The organism is Marinicauda algicola (assembly GCF_017161425.1).
Lineage (GTDB): Bacteria > Pseudomonadota > Alphaproteobacteria > Caulobacterales > Maricaulaceae > Marinicauda > Marinicauda algicola.
Genome location: NZ_CP071057.1, coordinates 1,600,974 through 1,627,644, shown reverse-complemented (window position 1 = coordinate 1,627,644; position 26,671 = coordinate 1,600,974). Strand labels below are relative to the sequence as shown.

At 68.0% G+C, this 26,671-nt stretch carries 25 protein-coding genes and 1 pseudogene; 9 read left to right on the top strand and 17 right to left on the bottom strand.

Translation table 11 applies throughout. From position 1 onward, the window contains the following. Window positions 1-167: 167 nt before the first annotated feature. Together JW792_RS08245 and JW792_RS08240 are read right to left on the bottom strand one after the other, a co-directional pair. Window positions 168-1,493: an RHS repeat-associated core domain-containing protein gene (locus tag JW792_RS08245; RefSeq protein WP_135996178.1), complete on the bottom strand. Its 1,326-nt coding sequence runs from the start codon at window positions 1,491-1,493 to the stop codon at window positions 168-170. Between the two features lie 46 nt (window positions 1,494-1,539). Beyond that, window positions 1,540-2,496, bottom strand: coding sequence for a lysozyme inhibitor LprI family protein (locus JW792_RS08240; RefSeq protein ID WP_135996179.1), 957 nt, complete (start codon window positions 2,494-2,496; stop codon window positions 1,540-1,542). 292 nt (window positions 2,497-2,788) lie between these two features. Here JW792_RS08240 and JW792_RS17065 point away from each other — a divergent pair, with 292 nt between their 5' ends. The 5 genes from JW792_RS17065 to JW792_RS08220 all read left to right on the top strand — a co-directional run bounded on the left by JW792_RS17065 (window position 2,789) and on the right by JW792_RS08220 (window position 4,825). After that, the gene (locus JW792_RS17065) at window positions 2,789-2,923 is read left to right on the top strand and encodes a hypothetical protein (protein ID WP_277419637.1); all 135 of its coding nucleotides are present in this window, start codon (window positions 2,789-2,791) and stop codon (window positions 2,921-2,923) included. Between the two features lie 52 nt (window positions 2,924-2,975). Then, window positions 2,976-3,512: a Dps family protein gene (locus JW792_RS08235; RefSeq protein WP_135996180.1), complete on the top strand. Its 537-nt coding sequence runs from the start codon at window positions 2,976-2,978 to the stop codon at window positions 3,510-3,512. Window positions 3,513-3,670: 158 nt separating this feature from the next. Then, the gene (locus JW792_RS08230) at window positions 3,671-3,997 is read left to right on the top strand and encodes a hypothetical protein (protein ID WP_135996181.1); all 327 of its coding nucleotides are present in this window, start codon (window positions 3,671-3,673) and stop codon (window positions 3,995-3,997) included. Window positions 3,998-4,085: 88 nt separating this feature from the next. Beyond that, window positions 4,086-4,409 (top strand): hypothetical protein, encoded by a 324-nt coding sequence (locus tag JW792_RS08225; protein ID WP_135996182.1) that lies wholly within the window; start codon window positions 4,086-4,088, stop codon window positions 4,407-4,409. A 110-nt stretch (window positions 4,410-4,519) separates the two neighbouring features. Next, the gene (locus JW792_RS08220) at window positions 4,520-4,825 is read left to right on the top strand and encodes a hypothetical protein (protein WP_135996183.1); all 306 of its coding nucleotides are present in this window, start codon (window positions 4,520-4,522) and stop codon (window positions 4,823-4,825) included. Here JW792_RS08220 and JW792_RS08215 read toward each other — a convergent pair. The 7 genes and pseudogenes from JW792_RS08215 to JW792_RS08185 form a co-directional block, all read right to left on the bottom strand. Next, window positions 4,809-5,623: pseudogene (locus tag JW792_RS08215) on the bottom strand (SDR family NAD(P)-dependent oxidoreductase). The gene JW792_RS08220 and the pseudogene JW792_RS08215 sit on opposite strands and share 17 nt — an antisense overlap. Window positions 5,624-5,822: 199 nt before the next feature. Then, window positions 5,823-6,716, bottom strand: a complete 894-nt coding sequence (locus JW792_RS08210) for a LysR family transcriptional regulator (protein WP_135996184.1) — start codon at window positions 6,714-6,716, stop codon at window positions 5,823-5,825. Window positions 6,717-6,774: 58 nt separating this feature from the next. Continuing rightward, entirely contained in the window at window positions 6,775-8,115 is a 1,341-nt protein-coding gene (locus JW792_RS08205) for an ABC transporter permease (protein WP_135996185.1), read from the bottom strand. Continuing rightward, window positions 8,112-8,834 (bottom strand): ABC transporter ATP-binding protein, encoded by a 723-nt coding sequence (locus JW792_RS08200; RefSeq protein WP_135996186.1) that lies wholly within the window; start codon window positions 8,832-8,834, stop codon window positions 8,112-8,114. Before JW792_RS08200 ends, JW792_RS08205 begins: the two co-directional genes overlap by 4 nt. Before the next feature lie 50 nt (window positions 8,835-8,884). Further along, on the bottom strand, window positions 8,885-10,036 hold the full coding sequence (locus tag JW792_RS08195) for a DUF547 domain-containing protein (RefSeq protein ID WP_135996187.1): 1,152 nt from the start codon (window positions 10,034-10,036) through the stop codon (window positions 8,885-8,887). Window positions 10,037-10,137: 101 nt separating this feature from the next. Then, window positions 10,138-11,115 (bottom strand): thioredoxin-disulfide reductase, encoded by a 978-nt coding sequence (gene trxB / locus JW792_RS08190; protein ID WP_135996188.1) that lies wholly within the window; start codon window positions 11,113-11,115, stop codon window positions 10,138-10,140. A gap of 70 nt (window positions 11,116-11,185) precedes the next feature. Continuing rightward, complete coding sequence (locus JW792_RS08185) at window positions 11,186-12,109, bottom strand: mitochondrial fission ELM1 family protein (RefSeq protein WP_135996189.1); 924 nt, start codon at window positions 12,107-12,109, stop codon at window positions 11,186-11,188. Between the two features lie 109 nt (window positions 12,110-12,218). Between JW792_RS08185 and JW792_RS08180 the strand changes: the two genes are divergently transcribed. Both JW792_RS08180 and JW792_RS08175 read left to right on the top strand, forming a co-directional pair. Then, a complete protein-coding gene (locus JW792_RS08180) occupies window positions 12,219-12,605 on the top strand; it encodes a BlaI/MecI/CopY family transcriptional regulator (protein ID WP_135996190.1) in 387 nt (128 codons plus the stop codon). Then, entirely contained in the window at window positions 12,602-14,611 is a 2,010-nt protein-coding gene (locus JW792_RS08175) for a M56 family metallopeptidase (RefSeq protein WP_135996191.1), read from the top strand. Before JW792_RS08180 ends, JW792_RS08175 begins: the two co-directional genes overlap by 4 nt. 52 nt (window positions 14,612-14,663) lie before the next feature. On the opposite strand, the gene JW792_RS08170 is transcribed toward JW792_RS08175, so the two are convergent. The 8 genes from JW792_RS08170 to carA all read right to left on the bottom strand — a co-directional run bounded on the left by JW792_RS08170 (window position 14,664) and on the right by carA (window position 24,047). After that, window positions 14,664-15,281 (bottom strand): NADPH-dependent F420 reductase, encoded by a 618-nt coding sequence (locus JW792_RS08170; protein WP_135996192.1) that lies wholly within the window; start codon window positions 15,279-15,281, stop codon window positions 14,664-14,666. A gap of 123 nt (window positions 15,282-15,404) precedes the next feature. Next, entirely contained in the window at window positions 15,405-15,878 is a 474-nt protein-coding gene (gene greA / locus JW792_RS08165; RefSeq protein ID WP_135996193.1) for a transcription elongation factor GreA, read from the bottom strand. Window positions 15,879-15,932: 54 nt separating this feature from the next. Beyond that, window positions 15,933-19,184, bottom strand: a complete 3,252-nt coding sequence (gene carB, locus JW792_RS08160) for a carbamoyl-phosphate synthase large subunit (protein WP_135996194.1) — start codon at window positions 19,182-19,184, stop codon at window positions 15,933-15,935. A 177-nt stretch (window positions 19,185-19,361) separates the two neighbouring features. Beyond that, window positions 19,362-19,994, bottom strand: coding sequence for an HD domain-containing protein (locus JW792_RS08155; protein ID WP_135996195.1), 633 nt, complete (start codon window positions 19,992-19,994; stop codon window positions 19,362-19,364). Further along, the gene (locus tag JW792_RS08150; protein WP_158291611.1) at window positions 19,991-21,550 is read right to left on the bottom strand and encodes a peptide ABC transporter substrate-binding protein; all 1,560 of its coding nucleotides are present in this window, start codon (window positions 21,548-21,550) and stop codon (window positions 19,991-19,993) included. The genes JW792_RS08155 and JW792_RS08150 overlap by 4 nt, the downstream gene beginning before the upstream one ends. Further along, window positions 21,547-21,957 carry an MAPEG family protein gene (locus JW792_RS08145; RefSeq protein ID WP_135996197.1) on the bottom strand — a complete coding sequence of 137 codons (411 nt, stop codon included), beginning with the start codon at window positions 21,955-21,957 and terminating at the stop codon, window positions 21,547-21,549. The genes JW792_RS08150 and JW792_RS08145 overlap by 4 nt, the downstream gene beginning before the upstream one ends. A 77-nt stretch (window positions 21,958-22,034) precedes the next feature. Continuing rightward, a complete protein-coding gene (locus JW792_RS08140; protein WP_135996198.1) occupies window positions 22,035-22,787 on the bottom strand; it encodes an FkbM family methyltransferase in 753 nt (250 codons plus the stop codon). 42 nt (window positions 22,788-22,829) lie between these two features. After that, window positions 22,830-24,047 carry a glutamine-hydrolyzing carbamoyl-phosphate synthase small subunit gene (gene carA, locus JW792_RS08135; protein ID WP_135996199.1) on the bottom strand — a complete coding sequence of 406 codons (1,218 nt, stop codon included), beginning with the start codon at window positions 24,045-24,047 and terminating at the stop codon, window positions 22,830-22,832. Window positions 24,048-24,242: 195 nt separating this feature from the next. Here carA and JW792_RS08130 point away from each other — a divergent pair, with 195 nt between their 5' ends. Both JW792_RS08130 and dnaG read left to right on the top strand, forming a co-directional pair. After that, the gene (locus JW792_RS08130) at window positions 24,243-24,710 is read left to right on the top strand and encodes a GatB/YqeY domain-containing protein (RefSeq protein ID WP_135996200.1); all 468 of its coding nucleotides are present in this window, start codon (window positions 24,243-24,245) and stop codon (window positions 24,708-24,710) included. A gap of 97 nt (window positions 24,711-24,807) precedes the next feature. After that, entirely contained in the window at window positions 24,808-26,652 is a 1,845-nt protein-coding gene (gene dnaG / locus JW792_RS08125) for a DNA primase (protein WP_135996201.1), read from the top strand. Window positions 26,653-26,671: the final 19 nt, after the last annotated feature.

Sequence of the window (26,671 nt, the reverse complement as noted above, 5' to 3'; positions counted from 1 at the left end):
CCTAGCCTTTTCAAAGATAAAGCCTGCAAAAATAGATACCATAATTGCGACTAAGCCTATTAGGAATGGGTCCGCATTCTGATTGACGCTTAGGCGCAACATAATGAACGATACTGCAGATGCTGCGTATATAGCAATTGCAACCAAAATTATGTTACTATTAATCATCAACAACTCCGCATCCTACTTTCGACGTCAACGAGCGAAGCCGCTGCGCCGGTCGGGCCAAGCGCCCTCGAGAAATTCCGCAAATTCTCTGAAACTCCCGTGGCGAGGTCATGCGCGCCTTGGGTCAGCGTTTCCTTTAGAACGCCGCCCATTGCATAATTCGCGTCGCCGATGGCGTAGCCCTGTAGAAACTGACCCGCGACATCTGCGATTGTACCCGCGGCGAGCATTACTCCTCCTGATGCGGCAACCGCTCCTCCAGCCATTTCACCGACCGGTCCATCCAATGGAAAAAGTAAGGCTCCCACGGCAATTGTGCCGCCAGCAAGTGCCACCACGCCGCCAACCTGCTGCTGCTTATGACCATATGATCTCAAGAAATTTCCGGCCATCATAGCTGCGCGGTTACACGGCTTCTGGTCTTCCTGCTTCCCATCAGTATCGCTACTTCCCTTTCCGCCCGGCCCGCCGCTGCCACTGGCGCCCATTCCTAAATCAAGCAGTATACTGTCCATCAGCGATTGCCGCAGCTGATCTAACGTAGCCTGCTTCTCCGTCCAGGATTGAGGGCAAGGCACCTCGACCATCTGACCATCCGAGCCGGTCTTGCATATCCGCCTCAACCCCCACGGATCGGTAAAATTCACCGGATCCCCGCCGACATACGCATAGAGATTGATCCCGCCGGTCTGGCCGATCGGGTCGGTCTGCATGAACCGGCCGAGGCCGGGATGGTAGAACCGGTTCTTGTAGTAGTACGCGCCGATATTGGCGAGCCATATCTGGCCGGTGTACTGGAACAGGCCCGTATTGCCGCTTCCGGGATTGCCGTACTCGTCGTAGGCAAGCGTGGCGGTGCGGTTGCCCGCGCTGTCGGTGTGGGCGATGATCGAGCCGCGTTCGTCGGCGTGCAGGAAGGTGCGGTTGCTCGTGCCCGCGCCTGAATACTGCACCAGAGGTTCGTCCATGCCCGGCCCGTGCACAAAACGCTGCACCAGCGAACCGGCATTGTACATTCCGATCAACGCCGCCCCGTCATAGAGTGAGTCATAGGTTCCCGCCCCGGTCGTATAGCTGTGCAACCGGCCCAGCGGGTCGTAGGAGAGCGTGATCCCGCCCGATACCGAAGTCAGCCGGTTGTAATGATCGTACCCGTAGCTCGTGCCCGCATACGAAGTCAGATTGCCGCGCCCGTCCCAGGTGGGCGCGGTCTGGGCCACGCCGTCCTCGGTGATCGAGGTGATCTGGTTGAGGCCGTTATGACCGAACAGCGTGTCCAGATTGATGTGGTTGACCCAGGAATAGGCCGTGTTGGACCGCGTCATCGACGTGATCTGGCCGGCCGGGTTGTATTCGAAGCCGAGCGTCAGATCAGCGCGCCGGGCGCCGGTAGACGCGGCCCCGGTCGGCCAGGTGTTCGAGCGCGCTCGTCACGCCGTAGAGCGAGAAATTGGCGACCTGGGCCTGGCCGGCGGTGTCGTAGAACACGACCGCGACGCGGCCGCCCTGGCGCATCTGGCCGATCAGCGTGTCCACCGCGGGCGAGTTGTCGATCACGAAGCCGCCGCGCTCGGACGGTCCGGCGTAGCCGGGCGTGGTTCGGAAATCGAGCGTCGGGTTGGAATCCACGCGCACATTGATCGAGCGCCCGGTGTCGATGGCGTGCACGCTCGAGGCCAGCACCAGGTCGAACCCGCCATTGACGCTGCGCTCCAGGCGCAGCGTGTTGCCGCCCGTGCCGGTCTCGGCGAAATAGTTGCCGCGCGCATCGCAGCGCACGCGCCATTCTCGGAAATCGCCCTGCTCGCAGCGCACGTCCGCGATCGGGCCGTCGGTGCCCGGCGTGTCCACGATCTCGATGTCGATGTTCTGCGCCAGCGTGTCCAGCCGGTAGGCTTGGATTCGCATCATCATGATCTGGCAGGCGAGCGACTGCAGGCCGACCTCGGTATTGTCGTCGCCGAGCATCGCGCCCTCGAAATCGCAGTGATAGTCGAGATAGGCCGACCAGGTGGTGCGCGCACCGCGCAGCTTTTCCTCGTGATAGGCGCGCACGCCCTCGTCCTGGAAGGAGGAGGCGAGACGCTCGAGGCGGTCGTTGACATAGTCCAGGTCGTAGCGCGCCTCGTCGTGCAGGCGCGACAGGCAGGCGCGCAGTTCGAGCTCGCTCTGGCGGCCGCGACATTCCTGGAACGGGTCTCCGAGATAGGGCATGCGCGCCGAGCCGTAATACGGCCCCGTCGAATAGCTCTGGTTCGCCGCGATTGCCGGGGCGGCGGTGAATACCGCGGCGATCGCGAGAATGCGTGCGGTCTGACTGAGCGACATGGGTCTGTTCCCTCCACCTGCCTTCGCGAGCAGCCCTCCCCCCCGGAAAAGCCGGCGCGTTCCTGAATCGCCTTAAGCGTTAACGATACGCCCGAAATAGGGCGAAGGTCACGAGAGCCGTTAACTTTTTTCCGGTCGTGCCCGTCGGGCCACACCGCGCTGCCCGGAATGCCGGGTTGGAACAAAGCCCGGCGGGGGCGAATTGGAAAGGCGAAGCGAGCGGGCGGGGTTGATCGGGCCGGAATGCGGGCTAGGTCCCGCCGCCCGCGACAAGCTGACAGCGAGGACCGAGATGACAGTGAAGCTCGACAAGACCGAAGCCCGCCAGGGCGAGAAGCGCTTCTTCCAGCAGCGCGTGCTCTACATCTCGCTCGCGGCGGCGGCCGTGATTCTCTTCCTGGCCTTCTTCTTCATGTTCCTGGCCTGATCCGGCCCGGCGAAGCGACGTTCTTTTCAAGCAGATCCGAGGAGTCCGCCCCATGACGCGTGCGCTCGACACACAAGCGGGCAACGAGCAGAAGCCGCACATTTCCGTCGCCGACGACGTGGCGCGCAAGCGCCTGTCCGACCAGCTCGCCATGATCGTGGCCGACACCTACATGCTGCTGGTCAAGACGCAGGGTTATCACTGGAACGTGGCCGGCCCGCTCTTCGTCTCGATCCACGAGCTGACCGAGAGCCAGTACGAGGACATCTTCCGGGCCGCAGACGACCTCGCCGAACGCATCCGCGCCCTCGGGCACAAGTCGCCCGGCAGCTATCGCGAGTTCGCCGAGGTGACCGCGATCGAGGACGATGACGGCGAGCCGAAGACGGCCAAGCAGATGGTCGAGGCGCTCGCCGCCGACAACGAGCAGATCGCCCGGCGCATGATGCAGGCCTCCGACATCGCCGCCGATCTCGGCGACAAGGTCACCGAGGACATGCTCATCGGGCGCATGCACCGGCACGAGCAGAATGCCTGGATGCTGCGCGCCATCGCCGCCGACGAGTCCGCCTCGCGCTCGGTAGGCTAGACGCTGGGATTCATCGAAGCCGCAAATGGCCCCGGACCTCCGGTCCGGGGCTTTTCCGTGCGAAAAATTTCATGGCACCGCCCGATTGACTCTCGCCCGGCGGCGTTAACCATATCGCCGCCCGGCAAATGGGCCGGGACGATTTTTGGGAGGACATCATGAAGACCATTCTCACCGCTGCGGCCGCTGCCTTCGGCCTGGCTTCGCTCGCAATGGCCGATGGCCCGGCCGGCCATGTCTACGAGGTGACCGACGGGGAGAACACCTGGCAGAGCACGTTCTCCGAGGACGGGGGCTACTCCAACTCGGCCGGCAGCGAAGGCTCCTGGACCTACGAGGGCGGCGAGCTGTGCCTGCACATCGAGGCCGAGGAGGGCACCCAGTCCATGTGCAACTCCTGGGAGGAGATGGCGGTCGGCGAGAGCATGACCACGACCGACTGGTCCCAGAACGGGACCGAGCTGACGATCACCCGGATCGCGTAGCGACCGGCCTCTTCCCGGTTCTGGCGCGGTTCTTGCCGGTGAGCGATCACGCGATAAGCTGCCGCGCCATTGCCGGGGGAGGGTCCTGATGCTTCGCAGAGAATTCGTACTGGCCGGGCTTGCCGCCCTCGCCACGGCTGCCGCCGCCGCACAGGAGGCCGGTCCGGCCGGTCAGACCTGGTCGATCGAGAGCGCGCACGGGGACTTCACCGTCGATTTCGCTCCGGACGGGCGCGTGCAGGACAGCCGCGGGGGCGGCGAGACCTGGCACTTCGACGGCCGGACCCTGTGCGTGCGCACGCGCGGACAGGAGATCTGCGAGCCCTGGCGCGGCCTGTCGGTGGGCGAGTCCTATATGAGCCGGGCCTGGTCAAACACGCGCGAGCCGGTGCGCGTCACCCGGATCGCCTGAGCGGGCGCGACGCCCGGGCGCGCGCGTGCTAGACTGGAACACGAGGGGAGGGCGCGCATTGTCATGAAGGGCACTGCCGCGCTCGGTTCTACGAGGGAGACCGTCTCGCCATGGGGTTCATCTTCGGACGCGTCACGAACGCGACCTTCACCATATTCCTGTCCTTCATCCTGTCCTACGCGATGCTGATCTCGCTGGGACTGTTCCTGCCGGAGATCCTGGACGACCTGGTCCAGTCGGCGAAGACGGTCGAGACCTGGATCACCGGGACGGCCCTGCCGGCACGCTACAATGTCTGGCTCGACCTGTTCATCGAGGAGGGGGCGTTGCTCCTGCTCTTCTTCACCGTCCTCGCCCGCCTGCTCATCGCAATCGTCGGCTCGTCCTTCTCCGCCGCGGTCAGTCCGAAGCGCTGACCGGTTTCGGCGGCGCCGTGCTGCCGGCGAGGATTCCGCCGTCGATATGGATCTCCGCGCCCGTGACGTAGCGGGACTCCGCGCTGGCGAGATAGACCGCCGCCTCCGCCACGTCGGACGGCATGCCCCAGCAGCGCATCGGCACTTCGGCGATCATCTGCTCCATCACCGCCTCGCGCTCCGGCCCGGTGCCGAGCACCGCGTCCCACATCGGGGTGAGGATGGCGGCCGGCAGCAGGGCGTTGCAGCGGATGGGATAGCCCTCCTCGGCGCAGTAGAGCGCGACGGTCTTGGTGTGATTGCGCACCGCGGCCTTGCTCGCCGCATAGCCGGCCGCGCGCGCGATCCCGACCACCCCCGAGCGCGAGGAGATGTTGACGATCGATCCCGCCTCGCGGTGCTTCATGAGGACAATCGCGTACTTGCAGCCGAGCGCCACGCCGTCGCTGTTGACCGCGTGGACCGCCCGCCAGCTCGCGAGGTCGAGATGCTCGGGATCGTGGGGCCCGGGCGTTTCGGGAAAGCCGGTGATCCCGGCATTGTTCACCAGTATGTCGAGCCGCCGAAGCGCCCGGCCGCGAACGCCGCGCAGGCGCGCCACTGGTCCTCCTCGCGCACGTCGAGGGCAAAGGCGAGGGCCGCCGGCCCGAGGCGCTCGGCCTCGGCCTGCACGGCCCGGCTGTCGATGTCCGTGAGAATGACGCGCGCGCCTTCGCGCACGAAGGCCTCGGCGATGGCAAGGCCGATACCGCGTCCCGCGCCCGTGACGAGCGCGATCCTGTCCTGAAGTCTTGGCATGATGAAGTCCTGTCGCTGATCGATGCGCGCACGGCGGCGCGCGGATGCCGGCACGGCGTGCGCGGCAGCGGTGGGATCAGTCGGAACGCTTCATCGTCAGGGTCCTCGCCTCGGTCGGCGTGAGGCCGGCTGGATACGCTCGCAGGCGTATGGGGTCAAGACGCAGGACGCTCCGGCGAGCCGCGCCGCCGGCGCCGCGTCACCCGAGCCAGCGCTTGACTTCCTCGATCATGAATTCGCGGAACGCGGTGACGCGCCGCGAGCCCTTCAGCTCCTCGGGATAGACGAAATAGACCTCGAATTTCGGCCCGTCGATTTCCGGCAGGACGCGGGTGAGCTTCTCGTTCTCGCGCGCCACGTAGTCGGGCAGCCCCGACAGGCCGAGCCCGGCCTCGGTGGCCTTCATGATGCCGTTGATCGTGTTCGCCTCTATCACCGCCTCGCGCGGCTTGGCGCCCTTCTCCCGGCCCAGCACCAGATGCCAGTTGAGATTGGGGATCGGGGCGAGGTGGCGCGGCCCGTAGGCGATCATGGCGTGCCGGTCGAGATCGCCGGGCCCTTCCGGCGTGCCGCGGCGCGCCAGATAGACCGGGGAGGCGTAGAGGTGCTGGCTGACATCCATCAGCTTGCGCTGGATGAGGTCGTTCTGCGTCGCAGGCCAGGGCCGGATCGCGACATCGGCCTCGAGATTCGCGATGTCGAGCTCGTGATCGGCGAGCAGGAGACGCACCCTGATCAGCGGGAAGGCCTCATGGAAGCGGGCGAGGCGCGGCGCCAGCCAGATCGCGCCGAGCGCGGTCGGTGCGGTGACGCGCAGAACGCCGGTCGGCTCGTCGCGGCTGTCCTGCACCTGGGCCTCGGCAAACGCGATCTTGGCGGCGATCTCCTGGGTTGCCTCGAACAGCAGCCGGCCCGGCTCGGTGGTGATGAGGCCGCGCGCATGGCGGTGGAAGAGCTTGACGCCCAGCTCTGTCTCCAGCGCGCTGATCTGGCGGCTCACCGCCGACTGCGACAGGTGAAGCGCCTCGGCGGCGCGCGTCAGCGAGCCGGCCTCGGCCGCGGCGTGAAACGTCTTCAGCTTGTCCCAGTCCATGTCCGTCTCCTCCCGTCCGCGCTTATACGCCGGGACAGGCGGGGCGCATGCAAATTACTCATACCCTTATCGTCATCCCGTCGGCGAGCGAATTGCGGTAGGCCCGCCAGGCCGGGAAGGCGGCGAGCACCGCCGCGCCGAGTGTCACCGCGGCGACGATGGCCAGATCGTAGAGCCCGGGTGTCATCTGCGCGATGAGGATGCCGTAGCGCGCCTCCAGCATGGGCTGGGCGGCGGCGAGCACGCCATAGGTGAGCCCGGTGCCGAGGATCGCGCCGGCGAGCGCGATGAGCGCGGCCTCGCTGACCAGCAGCGCGAAGATGTGGTGCGGGCGCGCGCCGAGGGCCCTGAGGATCGCCATCTCGCGCCGGCGCTCGTTGAGGCTCGTCAGGATGGCGGTGAGGATGGAGACCAGCCCGGTCAGCACCACGAAGGCGGCGATGGCCGCGAGCGTGCGCTCGGCCGCGCCGACGACGCTCCACAGCTGGACCAGCGTCACGCCCGGGATGATCGCCTGCAGCGGTTCGTCGGGATAGGTATTGATCTGACGCTGCAGGCGCAGGGCGGCCGAGGGGTGCTCCAGCCCGACGAGGAAGGCCGAGACCTGGTCGGGCTGCAGCGGGTCGGAACCGGTGTCCGCTTCGACCTCGCCATCGCCCGCGTGCTCGTGATCGTGCGCATCCTCGCCCTCGTGGGCGTGTCCCTCTGAATGATCCTCGCTCGCCTCTGTCCCGTCCTCCTGCCCGTGCGCGCCGCCGCCATGGATCGCCTCGATCGCGCGCAGGCTGACGAAGACGGAGCGGTCGACCGGCGTGCCGGTCGGGGCGAGCACGCCGGTGATGGCGAAGGGGTGAGCGTCGTGCTGCACGAAGCTGAACTCGCCCCCGCCATGGGCGACGATGATCTCGGTGCCGGTCCGGTAGTCCAGCTCGCGCGCGACCGTCGCGCCGACGACGGCGCTGTGCAGATCGTCCAGCGCCCCGCCCGACGCGAAGGCGAGATCGCGCCCGCCGGCGTATTTGTAATGTTCGAAGAAGCGGTTGTCGGTGCCGACGACGCGGTATCCGCGGTGGGAGTCGCCCAGCGAGATCGGCACGGTCCAGTCCACGCCCGGGGCGCCGGCGACCGCCTGGTAGCTCTCCCAGCTGATCGCGTTCGTGGGATCGCCGATATGGAAGATGGAATAGAGCAGGAGATTGATCGGGCTCGACCGCGCGCCAACGATGAGGTCGGTGCCCGAGATGGTGTTCTCGAAGCTCGCGCGCGCGCCATGGCGGACCTTCTCCACGCCGAGGAAGAGGGTCACCGAGATCGCCACGGTCAGGGCGGTCAGGATCGCCGTGGCGCGGCGGTTCAGCACCGAACGCAGGGCGAGGCGGGGCAGGGGGAAGCGGCTCATGCCGGCTCGCCCTCCACGCTGGCGCGGTTGATGGTCTCGAGATCGAGCGCCCGGTCGAAATGGGCCGAAAGGCCCGCATCGTGGCTGACGAACAGCAGGGCCGCCCGGCTTTCCCGGCATTCCTCCAGCAGCAGCTCGATGAACCGGTCGCGCCGGTGGGTGTCGAGCGCGCTCGTGGGCTCGTCGGCAAGGATGAGGGCGGGCTTGCCGATCAGGGCGCGCGCCGCGGCGACGCGCTGCTGCTGGCCCACCGAGAGCGCGCGCGAGGGCGCGTTCCAATAGCTCCTGGCGTCCAGTCCGAGCCGCTCCAGGAGGCGGCGCGCCTCGGCCTCCGGCCCGCCCGCCGCCTTCGTCGCCGCGGCCCGTTCGGCGGAGAAGCGGCAGGGCAGCATGACGTTCTCGCCGACCGGCAGGTAGGGCAGGAGGTTGAACATCTGGAAGATGACACCGAGCCGGGCGGCCCGTGTCGCGTCGCGCGTCGCCGGATCGGCCGCGCCCATGTCGGTACCCAGCGCCTCTACCCGCCCCTCGCCGGGCTCGAGAATGCCCGCGATCAACCCCAGCAGCGTCGACTTGCCCGAGCCCGACGGTCCACGCAGGAAGACGCGCTCGCCCGCGCCGACCTCGAGGCGCTCGATGTCGAGCACCAGCGGCGCGCGCACGGCGTAGCGAAAGCGCAGGGCCTCGATCTGTACGGCGGGCGGGGCTGTGTCGGTCATGGCGCCTCGATAACCCAAGCAGGGGCCGATCTCCAGCGCCTTGCGGGAATTCAGCGCGAGCCGTCTTCTCCGCCTTGCGTTTCGGGCTCGCCGCCGTCGGAGGGGGTCTCGATATCGCGAACGAAGACCTGGCCGATCCGGCCCTCGCGCAGCATTTCGAGGCGCCGCAGCGTCACCGCGCGAAGAAGCTCGCGGGCCTGAGGGGGAACGGCTTCGCACCCGCCATTGAACTGCACATTGCCTTCCCCGCTCGTGCTGATCACGAGGGAACCCCGCCCGGCGCCGCCGCAGCGGCTGCCGTTCGTCAGGTCGGCGACATACCAGTCATAGGTCAGCGCTTCGGGGTCTCCGCCCGCGCCGTCCAGCACGGCGTAGACGTCGCCATTGGCGAAGGCATAGAGGTGGTTGCGCAGGGCCGAGGGCCAGGGCTCGAACAGCGCGCGATGCTCGAAATAGAGCTGCGAGACCTTCAAGGTGGCGGTGTCGTTCTCCACGCCGCGAAGCGCATTGACGTACTCGCGCGCGCTTCGGTCGAGCTGGGTCCAGACCCTGCGGCCATCGAATGCGCTGTCCTGCAGCGTCGGCCCGCCGACCGCGCCGGAGAAGAAACCGTAGATGATGCGCGGATCGGACCAGTTGGCCTGGACGATCTCGAAGCGGATGTCGTTCAGGCTGAGTTCGACGCCGTCCACGGTGACGACCGGATCGTTGTGGAATGCGTTGCCGGCCCGGTTCAGGCGTGTGACGGGATAGTTCCGGATGAGTTCGTCGACCACCACGACATTGTGGAGATTCAGCCAGTAGGCCAGCTGCTCGTTGCGGTTCAGCCGGGCGAGGGAAACCTGCTCGGGAAGGCGCGCAAGTTCCTCGCGGTACTGCGAGATCGCGGCAGCACGCTCGTCGTCGATGAGATGCAGCAGGAGCCGGTTGCCCTCGTAGCGGTAGCGGCTGTTGGAGCCGAGCCGGATGCGGGTTCCGGTGACGCGCGTGCCCGCTGGATCGGCCGGCTCGCGGTTGGAGAAGCCGACATCGTACACGATGTCTTCGAGCAGGATGGTCCAGGCGTCGTAGCTGACGTGGAGTGCGCTCTGCGGATCGTGGGCGGCAAACCGCGCGAAGCGGTCGTCGCGGGCCGAGGCCGCGGTGAGCGGCAGCGCGAGAACGGCCAGGATACAGACGAGAACACGGACTGGATTCGGCATGGACAGGCAGGCCCCCTGCGACCGGCGGCTCTAGGCCGGCTTGGCTCGGGATGCCTTAGCCGATAGCCAGCGCCTGACGAAGTGAAAACCCTGTAAGGTTGTCAGGCGGCATCTTCCTCGGCTCCGCCCTCCGCCTCCCTGGCCGCGAGCCAGCGCTCGGCCTCCAGCGCCGCCATGCAGCCCATGCCGGCGGCCGTGACCGCCTGGCGGTACTTGTCGTCGGTGACGTCGCCGGCGGCATAGACGCCGGGGATCGAGGTCTGCGTCGAGCCCGGCGTGGTGACGAGATAGCCGCCCTGCTTGGTCTCCAGCTGGTCCCTGAACAGCTCGGTCGCGGGCGCGTGGCCGATGGCGATGAACACGCCGTCGGCGGGGCGTTCCTCGGTTTCGCCGGTCTTAAGGTTCTTCAGCCGCACCCCGGTCACGCCCGGCATGGGCTTTTCCTGGCCGAGGATCTCGTCGAGCACGCTGTCCCAGATCACCTCGATCTTGGGATGCTTGAACAGGCGGTCCTGCATGACCTTCTCCGCGCGCAGCGAATCGCGCCGGTGCACGAGCGTCACCTTCTTCGCGAAATTGGTCAGGAACAGCGCTTCCTCCACCGCCGTGTTGCCCCCGCCGATCACGAAGACCTCCTTGTCGCGGTAGAAGAAGCCGTCGCAGGTCGCGCAGGCCGAAACCCCGAAGCCCTGGAATTTCTGCTCGCTCTCGAGGCCCAGCCACTTCGCGCTCGCCCCGGTCGCGATGATCACCGCATCGGCGGTGTAGACCGTGCCGCTATCGCCCACGAGCCGCTTCGGGGTGGCCTTCAGGTCGGCCTCGACGATGACGTCGTTGACCATCTCGGTACCCACGTGCTCGGCCTGCGCCTTCATCTGCTCCATCAGCCAGGGACCCTGGATGACGTCGGCGAAGCCGGGATAGTTCTCCACGTCCGTGGTGATGGTCAGCTGCCCGCCCGGCTGCAGGCCGGAGATCAGCATCGGCTTCAGCATCGCGCGCGCCGCATAGATCGCGGCGGTATAGCCGGCCGCGCCCGATCCGATGATGACGACTTTACCGTGGCGCGTCTCGCTCATGGCGGGGATCCTTCTCGTTGTCTGAAGCGGGCCGGCGTGAACGGATTCGCGCGCCCCTCGTCTCTCGGGGTCAGGAGTGGGCTCTCGCGTCGAGAATTTCAAGCACGCGGCGCGCCGCACGGTCGGTCTCGTGGAGCGGCGTATAGTCCCAGCGCTCCAGCCGGCCGAGGAAGGGGCGCATCGCACCGTGGGCCTCCAGCTCGCCGTAGAGCCGCTTGAACTTGCCAGCATCCCCGTCGAGCCCGAGGCGGTAGACCGGCTTTCCGGCGGTGGCCGCCTCGGTGAGCATGTTGGTGGAATCCTCGGTGACGAAAATCCAGTCGGCGTAATGGAGGAAGGCGAAATAGGGGTTCGCCCCGTCCCCGTCGTGCAGCCAGACGCCCGGATCGCGCCGGAAGCGGGCGCGCAGCACGTCGGTGAAATCTTCCGGCGTGCGCCGCGAGACGGTGACCATCAGGGCGACGCCCCGGCTCCTGACGAAGGCAAGCCGGTCCAGGAGATAGTCGCCCGCCTCCTTCGTGAAGCGGTGATGCTTGCTGTCGCCTCCGATCAGCACGGCCGCGCGGGGCGCCGGCAGGGCGTCGGCGCGCTCGGCGAACGGTGCCGCACCCTCGGCCAGGCGCGCAGGCGTGATGCGGTTGGGCGAGCCGAGGATGGGAAACACGTTCGGCCCGTCGATCCGGTCGTGGCGGGGCGGGACGATGAGGTCGAATCGCTCGAAGGCCTCGCGCGGGTGCTGGACATAGACCATCACGCAATCGGGAAAGGCCCTGCGATGCGGCCCGCTTGCGCGCACCGCGGCCCGCCCGCAGCCGATCCACAGCTCCGGGGCGATAGCGCCGGGCTCCTCGATCGGCCCCGAACGCGGCACATGGACAGGCATCAGGCGCAGCGCCGTCAGGCGGGCCACGGCTTCGGCCAGGCCCAAGGCCTGGTTCTCGATGCCGCGGCGGCCGTCGAAGACGACGAAACAGGTGCGTTCGGACGAGGTCATGCGCGCACACTCGGCGGCGCGGCGCGGGGCGTCAATTCACGGTCTCGTCGTGTGTCGTTGACAGAGGCACCAAACGTGTTACAGATGTAGCGATAGAAGGAGACATGTCATGACTTCGCCCGAACCCAGCCCGAACGAGCTCGAACTCCTCAAGGCGCTCTGGCGCGGCGGACGCGCCAGCGCCCGCGAGGTGCACGAGGCCGCGGGTGCGCCGCTCGGCTGGTCCTACTCCACCACGCGCACGGTGCTCTCGCGCATGGTGGAAAAGGGGCTCGTCACGCGCGGCGAGTTCCACGGCCTCACCCTGTTCGAGGCGAAGCCGAAGAAGGTGGAGATGATCGGTCGAATGGTGCGCGACTTCGCGCGCCGGGTGCTGGAGGTCGAAGGTCACATTCCTGCCTCCGCCTTTACCGACAGTCCCCTGCTGGATGAGGCGGAACGCGAGGAATTGCGCGCGCTTCTGGAGGAGACCGACGCGCAGGAGAAGAGCCGGTGAGCACGATCGCACCCTTGGTCATGATTGCCATGCTGTCCAGCCTCGCGCTGGCAGCGCTGGCCTATGCTGTCGCCGACAGGGCAGAGGCATTATCCGGCCAACGCTTTACCTCGGTGTCTGTCTGGCGCCTTGCGCGCCTTGCCGCGCTCCTTCCTTTGCTGGTGGCGATCGCTGCGCCCGCGCTGCCAGCCAGCGGTCTGCTGACCGCACGCTCCAGCAACTCCACGGCCCTTTCGGTCGATTCGCGCATACCCGGCACGGCAGCGGGAGAAGACGCACCGGGCTCGGCACGGTTGGATGTGCGTCCGGAAGTCTCCGCCACCTCCCAACCTGCAGCGCCATCGCCCGCCGTCCCGGGCGGCGAGGGATCCCTGCCGTCCCTGCTCGACGCGGCGCGCGCCGAATGGATCGCTGTGTTCGCCGATGCCACGAGCCTGCTCTTCCTCGTCCTGTACTGCGTCGGGCTTGCCGGAGCGCTCACGGGCTTCCTGCTGAACCGTCTCAGCATCGCCCGCCTTCTCGCTCGCAGCCGTCCGGCGGAAGGACCCATCACCGACCTCCTGGCCGACTGGGCCGGCCGGCTCGGACTTGCGGCCGGCGCAGTGCGGTTGTGGACGAGCGAGGCTGCGGGTTCGCCATTCCTGACGGGTCTCAAGCCCACGATCGTCTTTCCCCGCACGCTCGCGGAGAAGGGCCATGGCCGCACCGGCGAGTATGCATTGGTCCATGAACTCGTCCACGCAAGGCGTGGCGACGAACGCGATCGTCTGCTCGGCGAGTTCCTGGGCGTGTTTCTCTGGTTCAATCCGGTCTTCGCCCGGATCGAGCGGAGACTCTCGCTTGCCCGTGAAATGGCCTGCGATGCGGAAACGCTCGCGGTGCTGGGCAGGCGGGCCAATGCGCGGGCCTATGCCCGCGCCCTCATCGATGTCCCCTGGGTCGAGAGGCCCGGCGCTGACATCATTTCGGCCTTCGGGCTTTCGGTTGGAAAGGTAAGAAAAATGCGCATCAAAGCGATACTTGCGAACAGCGGCGAACGGGATGGTCAGGCCCTCTTCGCCGTGGCGGCCGCGGCCGCGCTGTCTATTGCCATCGTTCCGGTGGCGGCCGCCCAGGCCCTGGTTTCGGCGTCCCTTGCCGGGGAGCCGGCGGCGGTCTCCGCTCGTGCCACGGTCGCGGTTGTTCAAAGCCAGGCGGCCACGCCCGTCCGGCGCGCGATCGAGGCCTCGCCGTTCAAGGCACTCGAGCAACTCGAACGCCTTGAAGCCCTCGAGGCGCTTGATGATATCGACCCGCGCCAGGTGCTCTTGAACCCGGCGAACTGGGCCTCGATCATGGGCGTGGCCAGCGGTTCGACCGACCCGATCTCGCTCACGATCCAGGATGCCAATGGCAATCCCGTGGATATTCGTGCCGATGTGCAGGGCAGGGGCGATGCCCGCATCGAGTTCACCGACGAGACCGGTGATCGTCTGGCCATCGACGTCGTGGGAGAGACCGAGGACGGCCGTGAAGAGGTTACGATCGGTGTCGTCAACGCCGCCCATCCGCTGATTCACGTGATAAGCGCCGGCTCGGATACCGAGCTGCGCTTCCTGGATCAGCGCGAGCGTCCGGTCTTCATGAGCGTACGCGAGAGCGGCGAAGCGGCGGCGGTTCTCATCGAGGATGTCGACAGCCGCGCGCGCAGCGAGTTCGTGTTCGTCGACTCCGATCCGGAGATCTATGCTCCGGCAGCGGGGCGCGTTCGGGCGGTTGGCACCGACGCGCCGGGTCCCGACAGCGCGGGACAGTATGTGGTTCTGGATCACGCCACCGGATGGTCGACGATTTTTTACAACCTCGATGCGGTGCAGGTGGCGCGCGGCGAGACGGTTGCCCAAGGCGACCTCATCGCGCAGGGCCGCAGCCGCGGCGATGGCATCGATCTGGGGCCGCTCGGGCAGGACTCGGCGATCAACGCAAGCGACATGACGATCGTGCGCACCGCCGACCTCGATCTCTGAACTCGTCATCGCTTCAGAACGAAGGCGGCCGCCGGATCTCCGGCGGCCGTTCCTATTTCGCCCGCGTCAGCGCGAACGCGAAGTCGCGGCCCTGGCCGCGTTTGAGGGCCTGCTCGATCCAGAGCATGGCCAGGGGCTCGAGCAGGCGCGCGGTCTTGAGGGGGCCGGCGTCGATGGCCTCGAAGCCGCAGGCTTCGGCCAGATCGCGCACCTGCGCCCGCGCATCCTCGTCGTCGCCGGCGACGAACATCGCAGGGCGGGCGTCCAGCCGGCCCGGATCGGCGAGAGTCTCCGCGCCGGTCTGGTTGAAGCACTTCACGAAGCGGGCCTCGGGAAAGCGCCGCGCGAGGTCCTCCGCGCCCGAGCTGGTGTGGCCGACCGAGAGGGCGAGCCAGTCATCGGTCATCTGCAGCGGATTGGTGGCGTCGATGACGATCTTGCCCGTGAGATCGCCCGCGCCCTTCAGCGCCGCTTCGGCCTTGGGATACTGGACCGCGAGCAGCACCATGTCGGCCCTGGCGACGGCTTCCTTCGCGAGCGCGCTGTGGGGAGCGAGCTCCTCGCGCTCGGCGGTGTCGCGCGCGCCGTAGAGATAGCTCCGCCCGGCCGCCTTGAAGCGTCCGGCGAGCGCCTGGCCGACGCTGCCCGCGCCGAGGATCGCGATGGTCATGTGAGTCTCTCCCGCCTCTGCCGGACCAAATGTTCGGACAAAAGCGCGCGCGAGGCCAGACCTTCCCGGAAAAGAAACGGCCGCCGGAGGTCCGGCGGCCGCCCTTGTCCGGTCAAAGGGGGGCTACAGCCACTCCACCTTCAGGATCTCGTAGGTCTTCACCCCGCCGGGGGCGTTGACCTCGACCACGTCGCCGACCTCCTTGTTGATCAGCGCGCGCGCGATCGGGGAGGACAGCGAGATCTTGCCCGACTTCACGTCGGCCTCGTCCTCGCCGACGATCTTGTAGGTGGCTTCCTTGTCGGTGTCCTCGTCGACGACCGTGACGGTCGCGCCGAACTTCACCGTGTCGCCGCCCATCTTGGAGGTGTCGATCACCTGGGCGCGCGCGAGCTTGTCCTCGAGTTCCTGAACGCGGCCCTCGATCCAGCCCTGGCGCTCCTTGGCGGCGTGGTATTCGGCATTCTCCGAGAGGTCGCCGTGCTCGCGCGCCTCGGCGATCGCCTGGATCACGGCCGGGCGCTCGACGCTCTTGAGATGCTTCAGTTCTGCGTCGAGGGCCTGATGGCCCTCGGCCGTCATCGGAATCTTCTGCATGAAATCGTCCCGTCAGAATGCGACGTCCCGGCCTGGCGCGCGGCAATCGCGCCGTCAGGCCGAACCTTCACGATAGGATTGCAAGGCGCGCGGTTCAAGCTCTCCCGCATCGATGGCTGCGAGCGATTGCACACAGACCCGGCTCGCCGAGGCCGTGGTGTAGCACGGCACCTTCAGTTCCAGCGCGGTGCGCCGGATCGAGTAGGAGTCGATCAGCGACTGGCGCCCCTCGGTCGTGTTGAAGATCAGCTGCACCTCGCCGTTCTTGATCGCGTCGACGATGTGGGGCCGGCCCTCGAACACCTTGTTGATGCGCGTGACCGGAACATTGGCGTCCGACAACGTCTTCGCCGTGCCTCCCGTGGCGAGGATCGTGAATCCCATCTCGGTGAGCTGGCGGCAGGGCTCGATCATCATCGCCTTGTCGCCCTCTTTCAGGGAGACGAAGACGGTGCCGGTGCGCGGCAGGTTCACGCCGGCGCCGAGCTGGGCCTTGGCGAACGCGCCTTCGAACTTGGCATCAATGCCCATGACCTCCCCGGTCGAGCGCATCTCCGGGCCGAGAACCGGATCGACGCCCGGGAAGCGGGCGAACGGCATCACGGCTTCCTTCACCGCGACGTGGCCGGGATCGGACGGCCTGGTGTTGAACTCGGCGAGCCTGGCTCCCGCCATCACCTTGGCCGCGATGGCCGCGACCGGCGCGCCGATCGCCTTGGCCACGAAGGGCACGGTGCGGCTGGCGCGCGGATTGACCTCGAGCACGAAGATCTCGCCGTTCTTGACCGCGTACTGGACGTTCATCAGCCCCTTCACGCCGATCGCCCGGGCCAGCGCCTCGGTCTCGCGCTTGAGTTCCGCGACGAGTTCGTCCGACAGGGAATAGGGCGGCAGGGCGCAGGCGGAATCGCCCGAGTGCACGCCGGCCTCCTCGATATGCTCCATCACCCCGGCGACCCAGACCTCCTCGCCGTCGCAGACGGCATCGACATCGACCTCGCTCGCGTCGGTGAGATAGCGGTCGAGCAGGAGCGGCGCCTTGCCCGAGACGTGGACCGCCTCTCGGATATAGCGCTCGAAGCTCTCCTGATCGCGCACGATCTCCATCGCCCGCCCGCCGAGCACGAAGGAGGGGCGCAGCACCAGCGGGAAGCCGAGTTCCCTGGCGAGCCGGGTTGCCTGCTCCTCCGACTTGGCGATGGCGTTCGGCGGCTGGCGCAGGCCGACCCGATCGAGCAATTCCTTGAAGCGCTCGCGGTCCTCGGCAAGGTCGATCGCATCCGGCGCCGTGCCCAGGATCGGGATACCGGCCGCCTCGAGTTCCGCGGCGAGCTTCAGGGGGGTCTGCCCGCCGAACTGCACGACGACGCCGAGAAGCTCGCCCCTGGAGCGCTCGGTTTCGATGAGCTCCAGCACGTCCTCGGCGGTCAGCGGCTCGAAATAGAGCCGGTCTGCGGTGTCGTAGTCGGTGGAGACGGTTTCCGGATTGCAGTTCACCATGATGGACTCGATGCCCATCTCGGCGAACGCGAAGGCGGCGTGGCAGCAGCAATAGTCGAATTCGATGCCCTGGCCGATCCGGTTCGGACCGCCGCCCAGGATGATCGCCTTCCTGCGCTCGGTCGGATCGCTCTCGCACTCCCCGGTCTCGTAGCTCGAATACATGTAGGGCGTGGCCGCCTCGAACTCGGCCGCGCAGGTATCCACCCGCTTGAAGACGGGCCTGACGCCGAGCTTCCTGCGGTGGGCGCGCACGCTCGCCTCGTCCTGCCTGGTCAGCTGCGCGAGGCGCGCATCGGAGAAGCCGTCGGCCTTCAGCGCGCGCATCCCTTCCGCCGTCTCGGGCAGGCCGAGCGTGGACACGTCCTCCTCGGTCTGCACGATCTCCTCGATCTGGCGCAGGAACCAGGGCTCGTAGGAACAGGCATTGTTGACGTCCTCGACGCTCAGCCCCTCGCGGAACGCCTGGGCGATGACGCGCAGCCGGTCCGGGGTCGGGGTGTTCAGTGCCGCGAGTATGGCCGCGCGCCGGCTGTCCGGGCTGTCGGCGTGGTCGAGCCCCTCGATGCGGATCTCGTCGAAGCCGGACAGGCCGGTCTCCAGCGAGCGCAGCGCCTTCTGGACGCTCTCCTTGAAGGTACGTCCCATGCTCATCGCCTCGCCGACCGACTTCATCGAGGTCGTCAGCGTGTTCTTGGCGCCGGGATATTTCTCGAAGGCGAAGCGCGGGATCTTGGTGACGACGTAGTCGATCGTCGGCTCGAAGCTCGCCGGCGTCGCCCCGCCGGTGATCTCGTTGTCGATCTCGTCCAGCGTGTAGCCCACGGCCAGCTTGGCCGCGACCTTGGCGATCGGGAATCCGGTGGCCTTCGAGGCCAGGGCGGACGAGCGCGAGACGCGCGGGTTCATCTCGATGACGACCATGCGCCCGGTCTTGGGATCGACGGCGAACTGCACGTTCGAGCCGCCGGTCTCCACCCCGATCTCGCGCAGCACGGCGATCGAGGCGGTGCGCATGCGCTGGTATTCCTTGTCGGTGAGGGTCAGCGCGGGCGCGACGGTGATGGAATCGCCGGTGTGCACGCCCATCGGATCGATATTCTCGATCGAGCACACGATGATGCAGTTGTCCGCGCGGTCGCGGACCACCTCCATCTCGAACTCCTTCCAGCCGAGCACGCTCTCCTCGATGAGCACTTCCTTGACCGGCGAGGCGGCCAGGCCCGAGGCGACGATCTCGCGGAATTCCTCCACATTGTAGGCGATGCCACCCCCGGTGCCGCCGAGCGTGAAGGAGGGGCGGATGACGGCGGGAAGTCCCAGCTCGTCCATCACCGTCTCGGCCTCGATCATGGAGTGGACGGTGCGCGATTTCGGGCTTTCAAGGCCGATCTTGTCCATCGCATTGCGGAAGCGCTCGCGGTTCTCCGCCTTGTCGATGACGTCGGCCTTGGCCCCGATCATCTCCACGCCGAACAGGTCCAGCACGCCGCGCCGGTCGAGTTCGAGCGCGCAATTGAGGGCCGTCTGCCCCCCCATGGTCGGCAGCAGCGCGTCGGGGCGCTCCTTCTCGATCACCTTGGCGACCATTTCCGGCGTGATCGGCTCGATATAGGTCGCATCGGCCAGGCCCGGATCGGTCATGATCGTGGCCGGGTTGGAATTGACCAGGATGACCCGGTAGCCCTCTTCCTTGAGCGCCTTGACCGCCTGGACGCCCGAGTAGTCGAACTCGCAGGCCTGGCCGATCACGATGGGCCCGGCGCCGATGATCAGGATGGAGTCGATGTCGGTGCGCTTGGGCATGGCAGGCCTCTTCTCACGTGTCGGCGGACGCTTCGGCGGGAAACGCTCCAGCAGGGGTCTTCGTTCGCGCGCAACCCCGCCAGGCCCTCCGGTAACGGCCCGGATGGCGGCGGGGATTTCTGGCGAAATGCTGAAGCGGGGTGTTAGCGCGGAATCGCGGCGATGGCGAGGGGGGAGTCAGAGGCCGCTCAGTTCCCGGCGCAGGTTCTCGCGAGCCTGCGCGCCCAGCGCGCTCTCGTAGGTGTCGGTCAGGAAGATGCGGCGGCGCCCCAGAACGGCCTCCAGGAAGGCGCGCCGTCCCTTGCGGTAGGCCTGCGGCGGGGCCCAGAAATATTCGAGCCGCACCTGGCGCGCGTAGCGGTCGTAGACTTCCGGGGCCGCACCGAGGATCGACATGTCCATGTCGAGGAAGAGATCGTCGTCGCCGTCCCGGCCGCCCTCGCCATGGCGCGCGGTCGCTCGGATCAGCGCGCCGGTCCGGTCCGCGAGCGCGGCGTCCGCGCCCATCGCGCGCAGCGCCATCTCGGCCCAGAGCGCGCTGCGAAGCTCGTTGTCCTTGCGCCAGCTCGCATAGATCGCGTCGTGGAACCAGGCGGCGAAACGCAGGCGGGCGAGATCGCCGACGAGACCGGCCATGCGCTCGATCTCGCCCAGCAGGAAGGCGAGATGGCCCCGGCCGTGATAGACCCGGTGTGGTCGGCCGTAACGGGCAATGATCCGCCGGCCCGTCGCGGCCCCGGGATCGGTGAGGCCGGCCGCCTCCAGATGGTCCGCCCAGCGCTCGAGGAGGCGCGCGGCGCTCGCGCTCATCCCGCCAGCCCCAGATCCCGCCACAGCATCGGCTGCACCTCCCCGCGCACACCCGTCACCCGGTCCGACACCATCCAGAAGGCCCGCTCGTGCAGCAGCGGGATGATGGCCTGCTGGGCGAGCAGAAGGCGCTCGGCCTCGTGATAGAGCGTGCTGCGCATCTCCGCGTTGATCGTCGCGCGCGCCTGGTTCATCAGTGCGTCGAAGGCTTCGCGCACCGGGCCGCGCCAGCCCCCGTCGTCGGCGGAGCCTTCCGGGCCGAAGGGCTGCAGCATGAAGTTGGGATCGGACTTCAGCCCGCGGTCGAAGCGCGACAGGGCGAGGTCGAACTCGCCGGCATCGACGGCCTGGAACATGTCGACCGGATAGGTCGCCAGAAGCTCGATCTCCACCCCGATGCGCGACAGATCGTCCGCGATCGCGACCGCGAGGCGCTCGCGCCCGCCCGAGGTGGTGCGCAGCGAGAGCCGCAGCGGCGTGCCGGACTCGTACCCGGCGGCGGCGAGAAGGGTGCGCGCGGTGTCGAGATCGGCCGGCGCGGCGGGGGCCTCGGAGGGGATCACGGTTTCGGTGGGCGAGGCCTCCCCGTCGAAGAACTGGTCGGCGAGGAAGGCCCGGTCGATAGCGAGCGACAGGGCCTGGCGGACCCGCACGTCGGCAAGCGCCGGGCGGGCGTGATTGATCTTGAGATAGCTGAGGATCGGTGCCTCGAAACTCTTCATCCGTTCGCCGATCTGCTCCTTCAGGAAGCCGATCTGTTCGGGGGGCGGCTGGTCGGCGAGGTCGAGATCGCCGGCCCGGAACAGGCGCGTGCGCGTCGCCGCGTCCTCGACCACCTCGACGCGCACCGCGGGAATGGAGACCGAGCTTGCCGCATGGAAGCTCGGATTCCTCACGAGCCGGTAGGAGAGCGCGGACTGGCTCTCCAGCACGTAGGGTCCGGCGCCGACCCAGTTTTCCGCCCGCGTCCAGCGGTCCGGATTGGCTTCCACCGCGTGGCGGGGCAGGGGGTAGAACTCGCGCATGAAGACCGGGAAGAGCCCGACCGGCTGGTCGAGGCGGAAGATCACGGTATGCAGGTCGGGCGCCTCGACCCCGATCGTCTCGGGCGCGGCCTCCCCGGCGAGCGCGGCCTTTGCGTTCTCCACCGCGAAGAAGTCGCCGAGATCGGCAAAGCCGGTGCGCGGATCGACGGCCCGGCGCGCGGTCCAGACCACGTCCTGCGCGGTCAGCGGCGTGCCGTCCGACCAGACGAGGCCCGGATTGAGGCGGAAGGTCCAGACCTGCCCGTCCCGGCTGCGCCAGCCGTCGGCAAGCCCCGGCGCCAGCCCGCCGGTCGGGGAGTATTCGGTCAGCGGGGCGTGGAGCTGCTTGTAGAGGAGGGCCGATGACGCGAACTGGCCCTTGAGCGGGTCGAGGCTGTCCGGCTCGTTGGCGATGGCCACGCGCAGAAGGCCCTCGGGTGCGTCCGCCGCGCTGCGGCGGGCGCAGGATGCCAGCGCGCCCGCCGCGGTGAGGGCGAGCGCGTGGCGGCGTGTCAGCTCGAAGCGGCTCACATCCAGCCGAGCAGGGTGAAGGCGAGCACGAGCTGGCAGCCCCAGCCGACCAGGAAGGCGAGCGTCCTCACGACCGGCAGGGCGAAGAGATGGAAGCCGTAATGGGCGAGGCGCGCCCAGAAATAGACGGCCGCGGCAAGTGCCGTCGCGGCGGTCCCGGCGCCGAGCGCGTGCACCGCGAGCGCGAGCGGGGCGAAGACCACCAGGTTCTCCACCGCGTTGTAATGGGCCCGCTTGGCCCTCAGCGCCCATTGCGCCTTGTGGGGATGCTCGCCCTGCGCGTCCATGAGCGCGCCCATCACCCCCATCTGCATGATGAGCTGGAGGATATAGGGGACCCACAGAAGTGCGGTGAGCAGTGCGACGAGCGTGAGCCAGAAGAGTTCAGGCGAGGTTTGTACCGGCATGGCATGTCCTCCTGTCGAAGGATCACACTATGATCAGATTCGCCCGGGCGCGGAATTGCGCGGCGCGCGGGGTGGCGTCACTCGGGAAGGAAGATGAAGTTGTTGATATAGCCGGGCTTGCCGGCGCGCGCGCGGTGGTCCGCGTCCGGGTCGAAGCGGGACCGGGCCGAGAGCTGGCCCTCCTTCAGGACCAGGGTGCGGTAGCCGAGCGCTTCCACGAAGTCGAGCTCGCCGGAGATCTCGCGGCCGGTATGGCGTTCCTCCATCTCGACGATCATCACCGGCCGGTCGCGCGCGATGAGGCCGCGTGCGCCCTCGATGACGGCGCGCTCGTGGCCCTCGACGTCGATCTTCAGGAAACCGGTCGGCGGCGGGTCGAGATCGTCGAGGCGCGCGGCATCGACGCTGACGCTCATGTGCGCCCGGGTGCCGATCTTGTCGCGGCTGAGCGAGGCGCCCTGGTTGGAATAGCGCCCGGCCTCGCCGGGGATCATCAGCATCGCCTCGCCGGCCGCATCGGACAGCGCGATCCGGCGGCACTCGACATTGGGCGCGGCGGCGCGCTCGAGCACCGCGAACAGCTTCGGGTTCGGTTCGAAGGCCCAGACCGTCCCGCAGTGGCGGGCCATCAGCCCGGCCCAGATTCCCCGGTTCGCGCCGATATCCATCGCCGCGCGGCTGCGGTCGAGGAGATGGGGCAGGAGGCGCAGCTCCGGCTCGCCCTTCTTCAGCTCGCGCCGCGTGATGCGCGCGAGCTCCAGGCGCGGCGGCACGAGGGCGCGCTTGAGGCGCTCTTCCAGCGTCGCGGGCGGGTGATCGGATGCGCTCATGGGCGCGAGTGTCGGACGCTTCGCGCGCTTCGCCAAGCCGGCTCAGCCGCGTGCCAGCGACCCGACGAACTTCTCGAAGACCGCGAAGCTGTCCTGCGGGCCCGGGCTCGCCTCGGGATGGTGCTGGACGGAAGTGACCGGCTTGTCGGTCAGCATGAAGCCGCAATTGGTCCCGTCGAACAGCGAGACGTGGGTCTCCTTCGCGTTGTCCGGCAGGCTGTCGCGATCGACCGCGAAGCCGTGGTTCATCGACACGATCTCCACCTGGCCGGTCTCGATGTTCTTCACCGGATGGTTCGCGCCGTGATGGCCCTGCGTCATCTTCACGGTCTTCGCCCCGATCGCGAGCGCGATCATCTGGTGTCCGAGGCAGATGCCCAGAACCGGGATTCCCGCCTCGATCACGCCGCGAATGGTGGCCAGCGCGAACTTGCCGGTCTCGGCCGGATCGCCCGGCCCGTTGCTGACCACGACCCCGTCCGGCTTCTCCCGGATGACGTCCTCAGCGCTCGAGCTGCCCGGCATGACGTGCACGCGCGCGCCCGCCCCGGCGAGGCGGCGCAGGATATTCGCCTTCACCCCGTAATCGAGCACGACGACCTTGGGTCCGGACTTCGGACCCTCGGCATAGCCCTCGGGCCATTTCCAGTCGGCGCTCTGCCAGCCGCCGGCGGCCGCGCCGGTGACCTCGCGGGTGAGTTCCCGGCCCTCCATCGTGGGGGCTTCCTTCGCCAGCGCGACGAGCTTGTCCAGGTCGAGCCTGCCGTCCCGGGCATGCCCTATGGCGACCATCGGCATGCCCTCCTCGCGGATGCGCCGGGTCAGGGTGCGCGTGTCGATGCCGGTGACCGCGACGATACCGCGGCTCGCCAGCCATTCCTCGAAGCCCTGTTCGGCGCGCCAGCTCGCCGGCGGGGTGATCTTAGCGCGGCTGACCATTCCCACCGCGGCGCGCCTGGCCTGGTCGGACGCGGCTTCCTCGTCCTCCTGGTTCGCCCCGACATTGCCGATATGGGGGAAGGTGAAGCACACGACCTGGCCGGCATAGGAGGGATCGGCGAGGATTTCCTGGTGGCCGGTCATCGCCGTGTTGAAGCACAGCTCCCCGGTCGCCGTGCCCGTCGCGCCTGCGCCCTGTCCCAGGAACACGCTGCCGTCGGCAAGGACCACCGCGCCGGTGGCCGCCTCGATCTCGGCTCTGGAGAGGTCCTTCAGGAAACGTGATTTCCCGCGCACTTGATTCTCGATCGTTTCCGACATACCTGACCGCTCCTTGACGCTGCGCGGGACCCGCGACGGCGCGCTCGCCCGTGCAAAGCGCGCCCTGCGGATAAACGCGCGGACGTTATGGGAGGCACCCCTTTGCGTCAAGTCGAAGGCGGTCCTAAAAACGGTTGGTTTTACAATGGCTTGCGACTCGCGCTGTGATGCGCGCCCCGGCCGGAAGGATGTGAGATGCACATTCGCGAACGAATCCTCGCGGACCTGAAGGATGCGATGCGGGCGAAGGATTCCCTGCGCCTGAACACGCTGCGGCTCATCCAGGCCGCCATCAAGGACCGCGACATCGCCGCGCGCGCGGAGGATCGCTGCGAGGGTTGCGGCGAAGGCGAAGTCCTCTCGCTCCTCCAGAAGCTCGTCAAGCAGCGCGAGGAAAGCGCGGAGACCTACGAGAAGGCCGGCCGGCTCGACCTCGCCGAACGCGAGCGCGCCGAGGCCGACATTGTGCGCGAATACCTGCCCAGGCCCATGTGCGAGAAGGAGATCGCGAAGGCCGTCGACGAGGTGGTCGACGAGCTCGGCGCGACGGGCCTGAAGGACATGGGCAAGTGCATGGGCACGCTGAAGGACCGCTATTCGGGACGCATGGACTTCTCCAAGGCAGGCGCCGAGGTGAAGTCGCGCCTTACCGGGGCGGCTTAGGACCACCGCCGCGTACCAGTTCAGCGGCGCGGATCGGATGACTCGCCGCCTCCTCCCGGCGTAGTCTGTGCGGCCAAGCACCGAGCACTATCGCCCCATGTCCCTGCCCGACGGCTTCATCGACGAGATCAAGGCGCGTGTGCGCCCGTCCGACCTGATCGGGCGCTCGGTCGCGCTCAAGCGCCAGGGCCGCGAATGGGTCGGGCTGAGCCCGTTCAAGAAGGAGCGCACGCCCTCCTTCTTCGTCAATGACGAAAAGGGCTTCTATCACTGCTTCGCCAGCCAGAAGCACGGCGACGTCATCACCTGGCTGCAGGAAACCCAAGGGCTCTCCTTCATCGAGGCGGTCGAGCAGCTCGCGAGCGAAGCCGGGCTCGACATGCCGAGGCCCGATCCGGAGGCGGCCCGGCGCGAGGAGCGCAAGAAGTCGCTGGTGGAGTGGATGGAGGCCGCGCAGGCCTTCTTCGAGAGGAAGCTGAAGGGGTCCGAGGGGGCCGAGGCGCGCGCCTATCTCTCCCGGCGCGGCCTGTCGATGAAGGAGTGCGAGCGCTTCTCGATCGGCTACGCGCCGAACTCGCGCCGCGCGCTGAAGGATTTCCTGCTCGCCGAGGGCGCCAAAAGCGCCGAACTCCTCGAAGTGGGCCTGCTCATCGAGCCCGAGGGCGGAGGCGAGCCCTATGACCGCTTCCGCGACCGGGTGATGTTTCCGATCCACGACGCGCGCGGCCGGCTGGTGGCGTTCGGCGGGCGCGCCCTGTCCTCGGACGCGCGCGCGAAATACCTGAATTCGCCGGAGACCTCGCTCTTCCACAAGGGCTCCTGCCTCTACCGCTTCCCCGAGGCGCGCCGCTTCGCGTCCGACCCGGGCGTCAAGGCCAGGGGCCTCATCGTGGCGGAGGGCTACATGGACGTCATCGCCTTCGCCCGCGCCGGGATGGGCCATGCCGTCGCCCCGCTCGGCACGGCGTTGACCGAGGACCAGCTGCGCCTTCTGTGGCGCGCCGGCGGCGAGCCGGTGGTCTGCCTCGACGGCGACAGCGCCGGCGTGCGCGCCGCGGCGAGCGCGGCCGAGCGCGCCCTGCCGCTTCTCGAGGCGGGCAGGACGTTGCGCTTCGCCTTCCTGCCCGAAGGCCAGGATCCCGACGACATGCTGCGCGAGCGGGGCGCGCAGGCCCTGCGCGAGGCGATCGCCGAGCCGCGCCCGCTGATCGACGTGCTGTGGGAGCGCGAGAAGGCGCTCGAGCCGCTGACCGATCCCGACGCCCGCGCGAGCTTTCGAAAGCGCCTGCGCGCGCTGGTCGCGAAGATCAACGATGCCGACCTCAGGAACGAGTACACCGCCGAGTTCGACCGGCGCCTGGCCGCCGAGCTGGGCGCGGGCTTCGCCGGTCGCCGGACGCGGGGCGAACGCGGCTGGCGGCGGGACAAGGACCCCCTCGCGGGCCCGGCGACGGCCTCGCTCAAGGCCGCCCGCGCCGCGCCGCGGGCGAGCGCGCCGGCGCGTCAGCTCCTGCTCGCCGCGATCGAATGGCCGGAAATCGCGGAGAACGAGGCCGAGACCCTCGCCGAGCTTCCCCTCGGTCCGCTTGACAGCCTGCGTGACGGCGTTCTAGACGCCTGCTCTTCTGAGGACCTTGCGCGCGCCGGCGGGCTCCGCGCCGTCCTGGCCGAACGCGGGTTCTCGCAAAGTCTGAAACGTCTCGAAGCCGAGCGCGCGCCGATGCGCGCTGCCATGGGGGGTGATCAAGCTGCAATGGACGCCCGGGCGGAGGCTTGGCGCCGCCTTGCGGCTTCTTATATGGATAAGCTCAGTCAGGAAGCCCGTCAGGCTGAAGAGCGCGCACGCCTTGAGGGCGTATTCGAGGGCGGCAATTCCGATGAGCTGAAGAAAGTCGTCGCCGCGATGCGGCGCGGCAGGGTGAACAAAGGCGGCGCGCGATAGCACTTCGCGCGCGTCTGCA

Bases quoted from the DNA above. Each gene is read 5' to 3' on its own strand.
- JW792_RS08145 (WP_135996197.1), bottom strand. From the start codon at position 21,957: ATGCCGGTACAAACCTCGCCTGAACTCTTCTGGCTCACGCTCGTCGCA.
- JW792_RS08130 (WP_135996200.1), top strand. From the start codon at position 24,243: ATGCACATTCGCGAACGAATCCTCGCGGACCTGAAGGATGCGATGCGG.
- trxB (WP_135996188.1), bottom strand. From the start codon at position 11,115: ATGAGCGAGACGCGCCACGGTAAAGTCGTCATCATCGGATCGGGCGCG.
- carA (WP_135996199.1), bottom strand. From the start codon at position 24,047: ATGTCGGAAACGATCGAGAATCAAGTGCGCGGGAAATCACGTTTCCTG.
- JW792_RS08225 (WP_135996182.1), top strand. From the start codon at position 4,086: ATGCTTCGCAGAGAATTCGTACTGGCCGGGCTTGCCGCCCTCGCCACG.
- carB (WP_135996194.1), bottom strand. From the start codon at position 19,184: ATGCCCAAGCGCACCGACATCGACTCCATCCTGATCATCGGCGCCGGG.
- JW792_RS17065 (WP_277419637.1), top strand. From the start codon at position 2,789: ATGACAGTGAAGCTCGACAAGACCGAAGCCCGCCAGGGCGAGAAGCGC.
- JW792_RS08140 (WP_135996198.1), bottom strand. From the start codon at position 22,787: ATGAGCGCATCCGATCACCCGCCCGCGACGCTGGAAGAGCGCCTCAAG.
- JW792_RS08235 (WP_135996180.1), top strand. From the start codon at position 2,976: ATGACGCGTGCGCTCGACACACAAGCGGGCAACGAGCAGAAGCCGCAC.
- greA (WP_135996193.1), bottom strand. From the start codon at position 15,878: ATGCAGAAGATTCCGATGACGGCCGAGGGCCATCAGGCCCTCGACGCA.
- JW792_RS08155 (WP_135996195.1), bottom strand. From the start codon at position 19,994: ATGAGCGCGAGCGCCGCGCGCCTCCTCGAGCGCTGGGCGGACCATCTG.
- JW792_RS08170 (WP_135996192.1), bottom strand. From the start codon at position 15,281: ATGACCATCGCGATCCTCGGCGCGGGCAGCGTCGGCCAGGCGCTCGCC.
- JW792_RS08230 (WP_135996181.1), top strand. From the start codon at position 3,671: ATGAAGACCATTCTCACCGCTGCGGCCGCTGCCTTCGGCCTGGCTTCG.
- JW792_RS08200 (WP_135996186.1), bottom strand. From the start codon at position 8,834: ATGACCGACACAGCCCCGCCCGCCGTACAGATCGAGGCCCTGCGCTTT.
- JW792_RS08205 (WP_135996185.1), bottom strand. From the start codon at position 8,115: ATGAGCCGCTTCCCCCTGCCCCGCCTCGCCCTGCGTTCGGTGCTGAAC.
- JW792_RS08220 (WP_135996183.1), top strand. From the start codon at position 4,520: ATGGGGTTCATCTTCGGACGCGTCACGAACGCGACCTTCACCATATTC.
- dnaG (WP_135996201.1), top strand. From the start codon at position 24,808: ATGTCCCTGCCCGACGGCTTCATCGACGAGATCAAGGCGCGTGTGCGC.
- JW792_RS08210 (WP_135996184.1), bottom strand. From the start codon at position 6,716: ATGGACTGGGACAAGCTGAAGACGTTTCACGCCGCGGCCGAGGCCGGC.
- JW792_RS08245 (WP_135996178.1), bottom strand. From the start codon at position 1,493: ATGACGCGGTCCAACACGGCCTATTCCTGGGTCAACCACATCAATCTG.
- JW792_RS08185 (WP_135996189.1), bottom strand. From the start codon at position 12,109: ATGACCTCGTCCGAACGCACCTGTTTCGTCGTCTTCGACGGCCGCCGC.
- JW792_RS08195 (WP_135996187.1), bottom strand. From the start codon at position 10,036: ATGCCGAATCCAGTCCGTGTTCTCGTCTGTATCCTGGCCGTTCTCGCG.
- JW792_RS08240 (WP_135996179.1), bottom strand. From the start codon at position 2,496: ATGTCGCTCAGTCAGACCGCACGCATTCTCGCGATCGCCGCGGTATTC.
- JW792_RS08180 (WP_135996190.1), top strand. From the start codon at position 12,219: ATGACTTCGCCCGAACCCAGCCCGAACGAGCTCGAACTCCTCAAGGCG.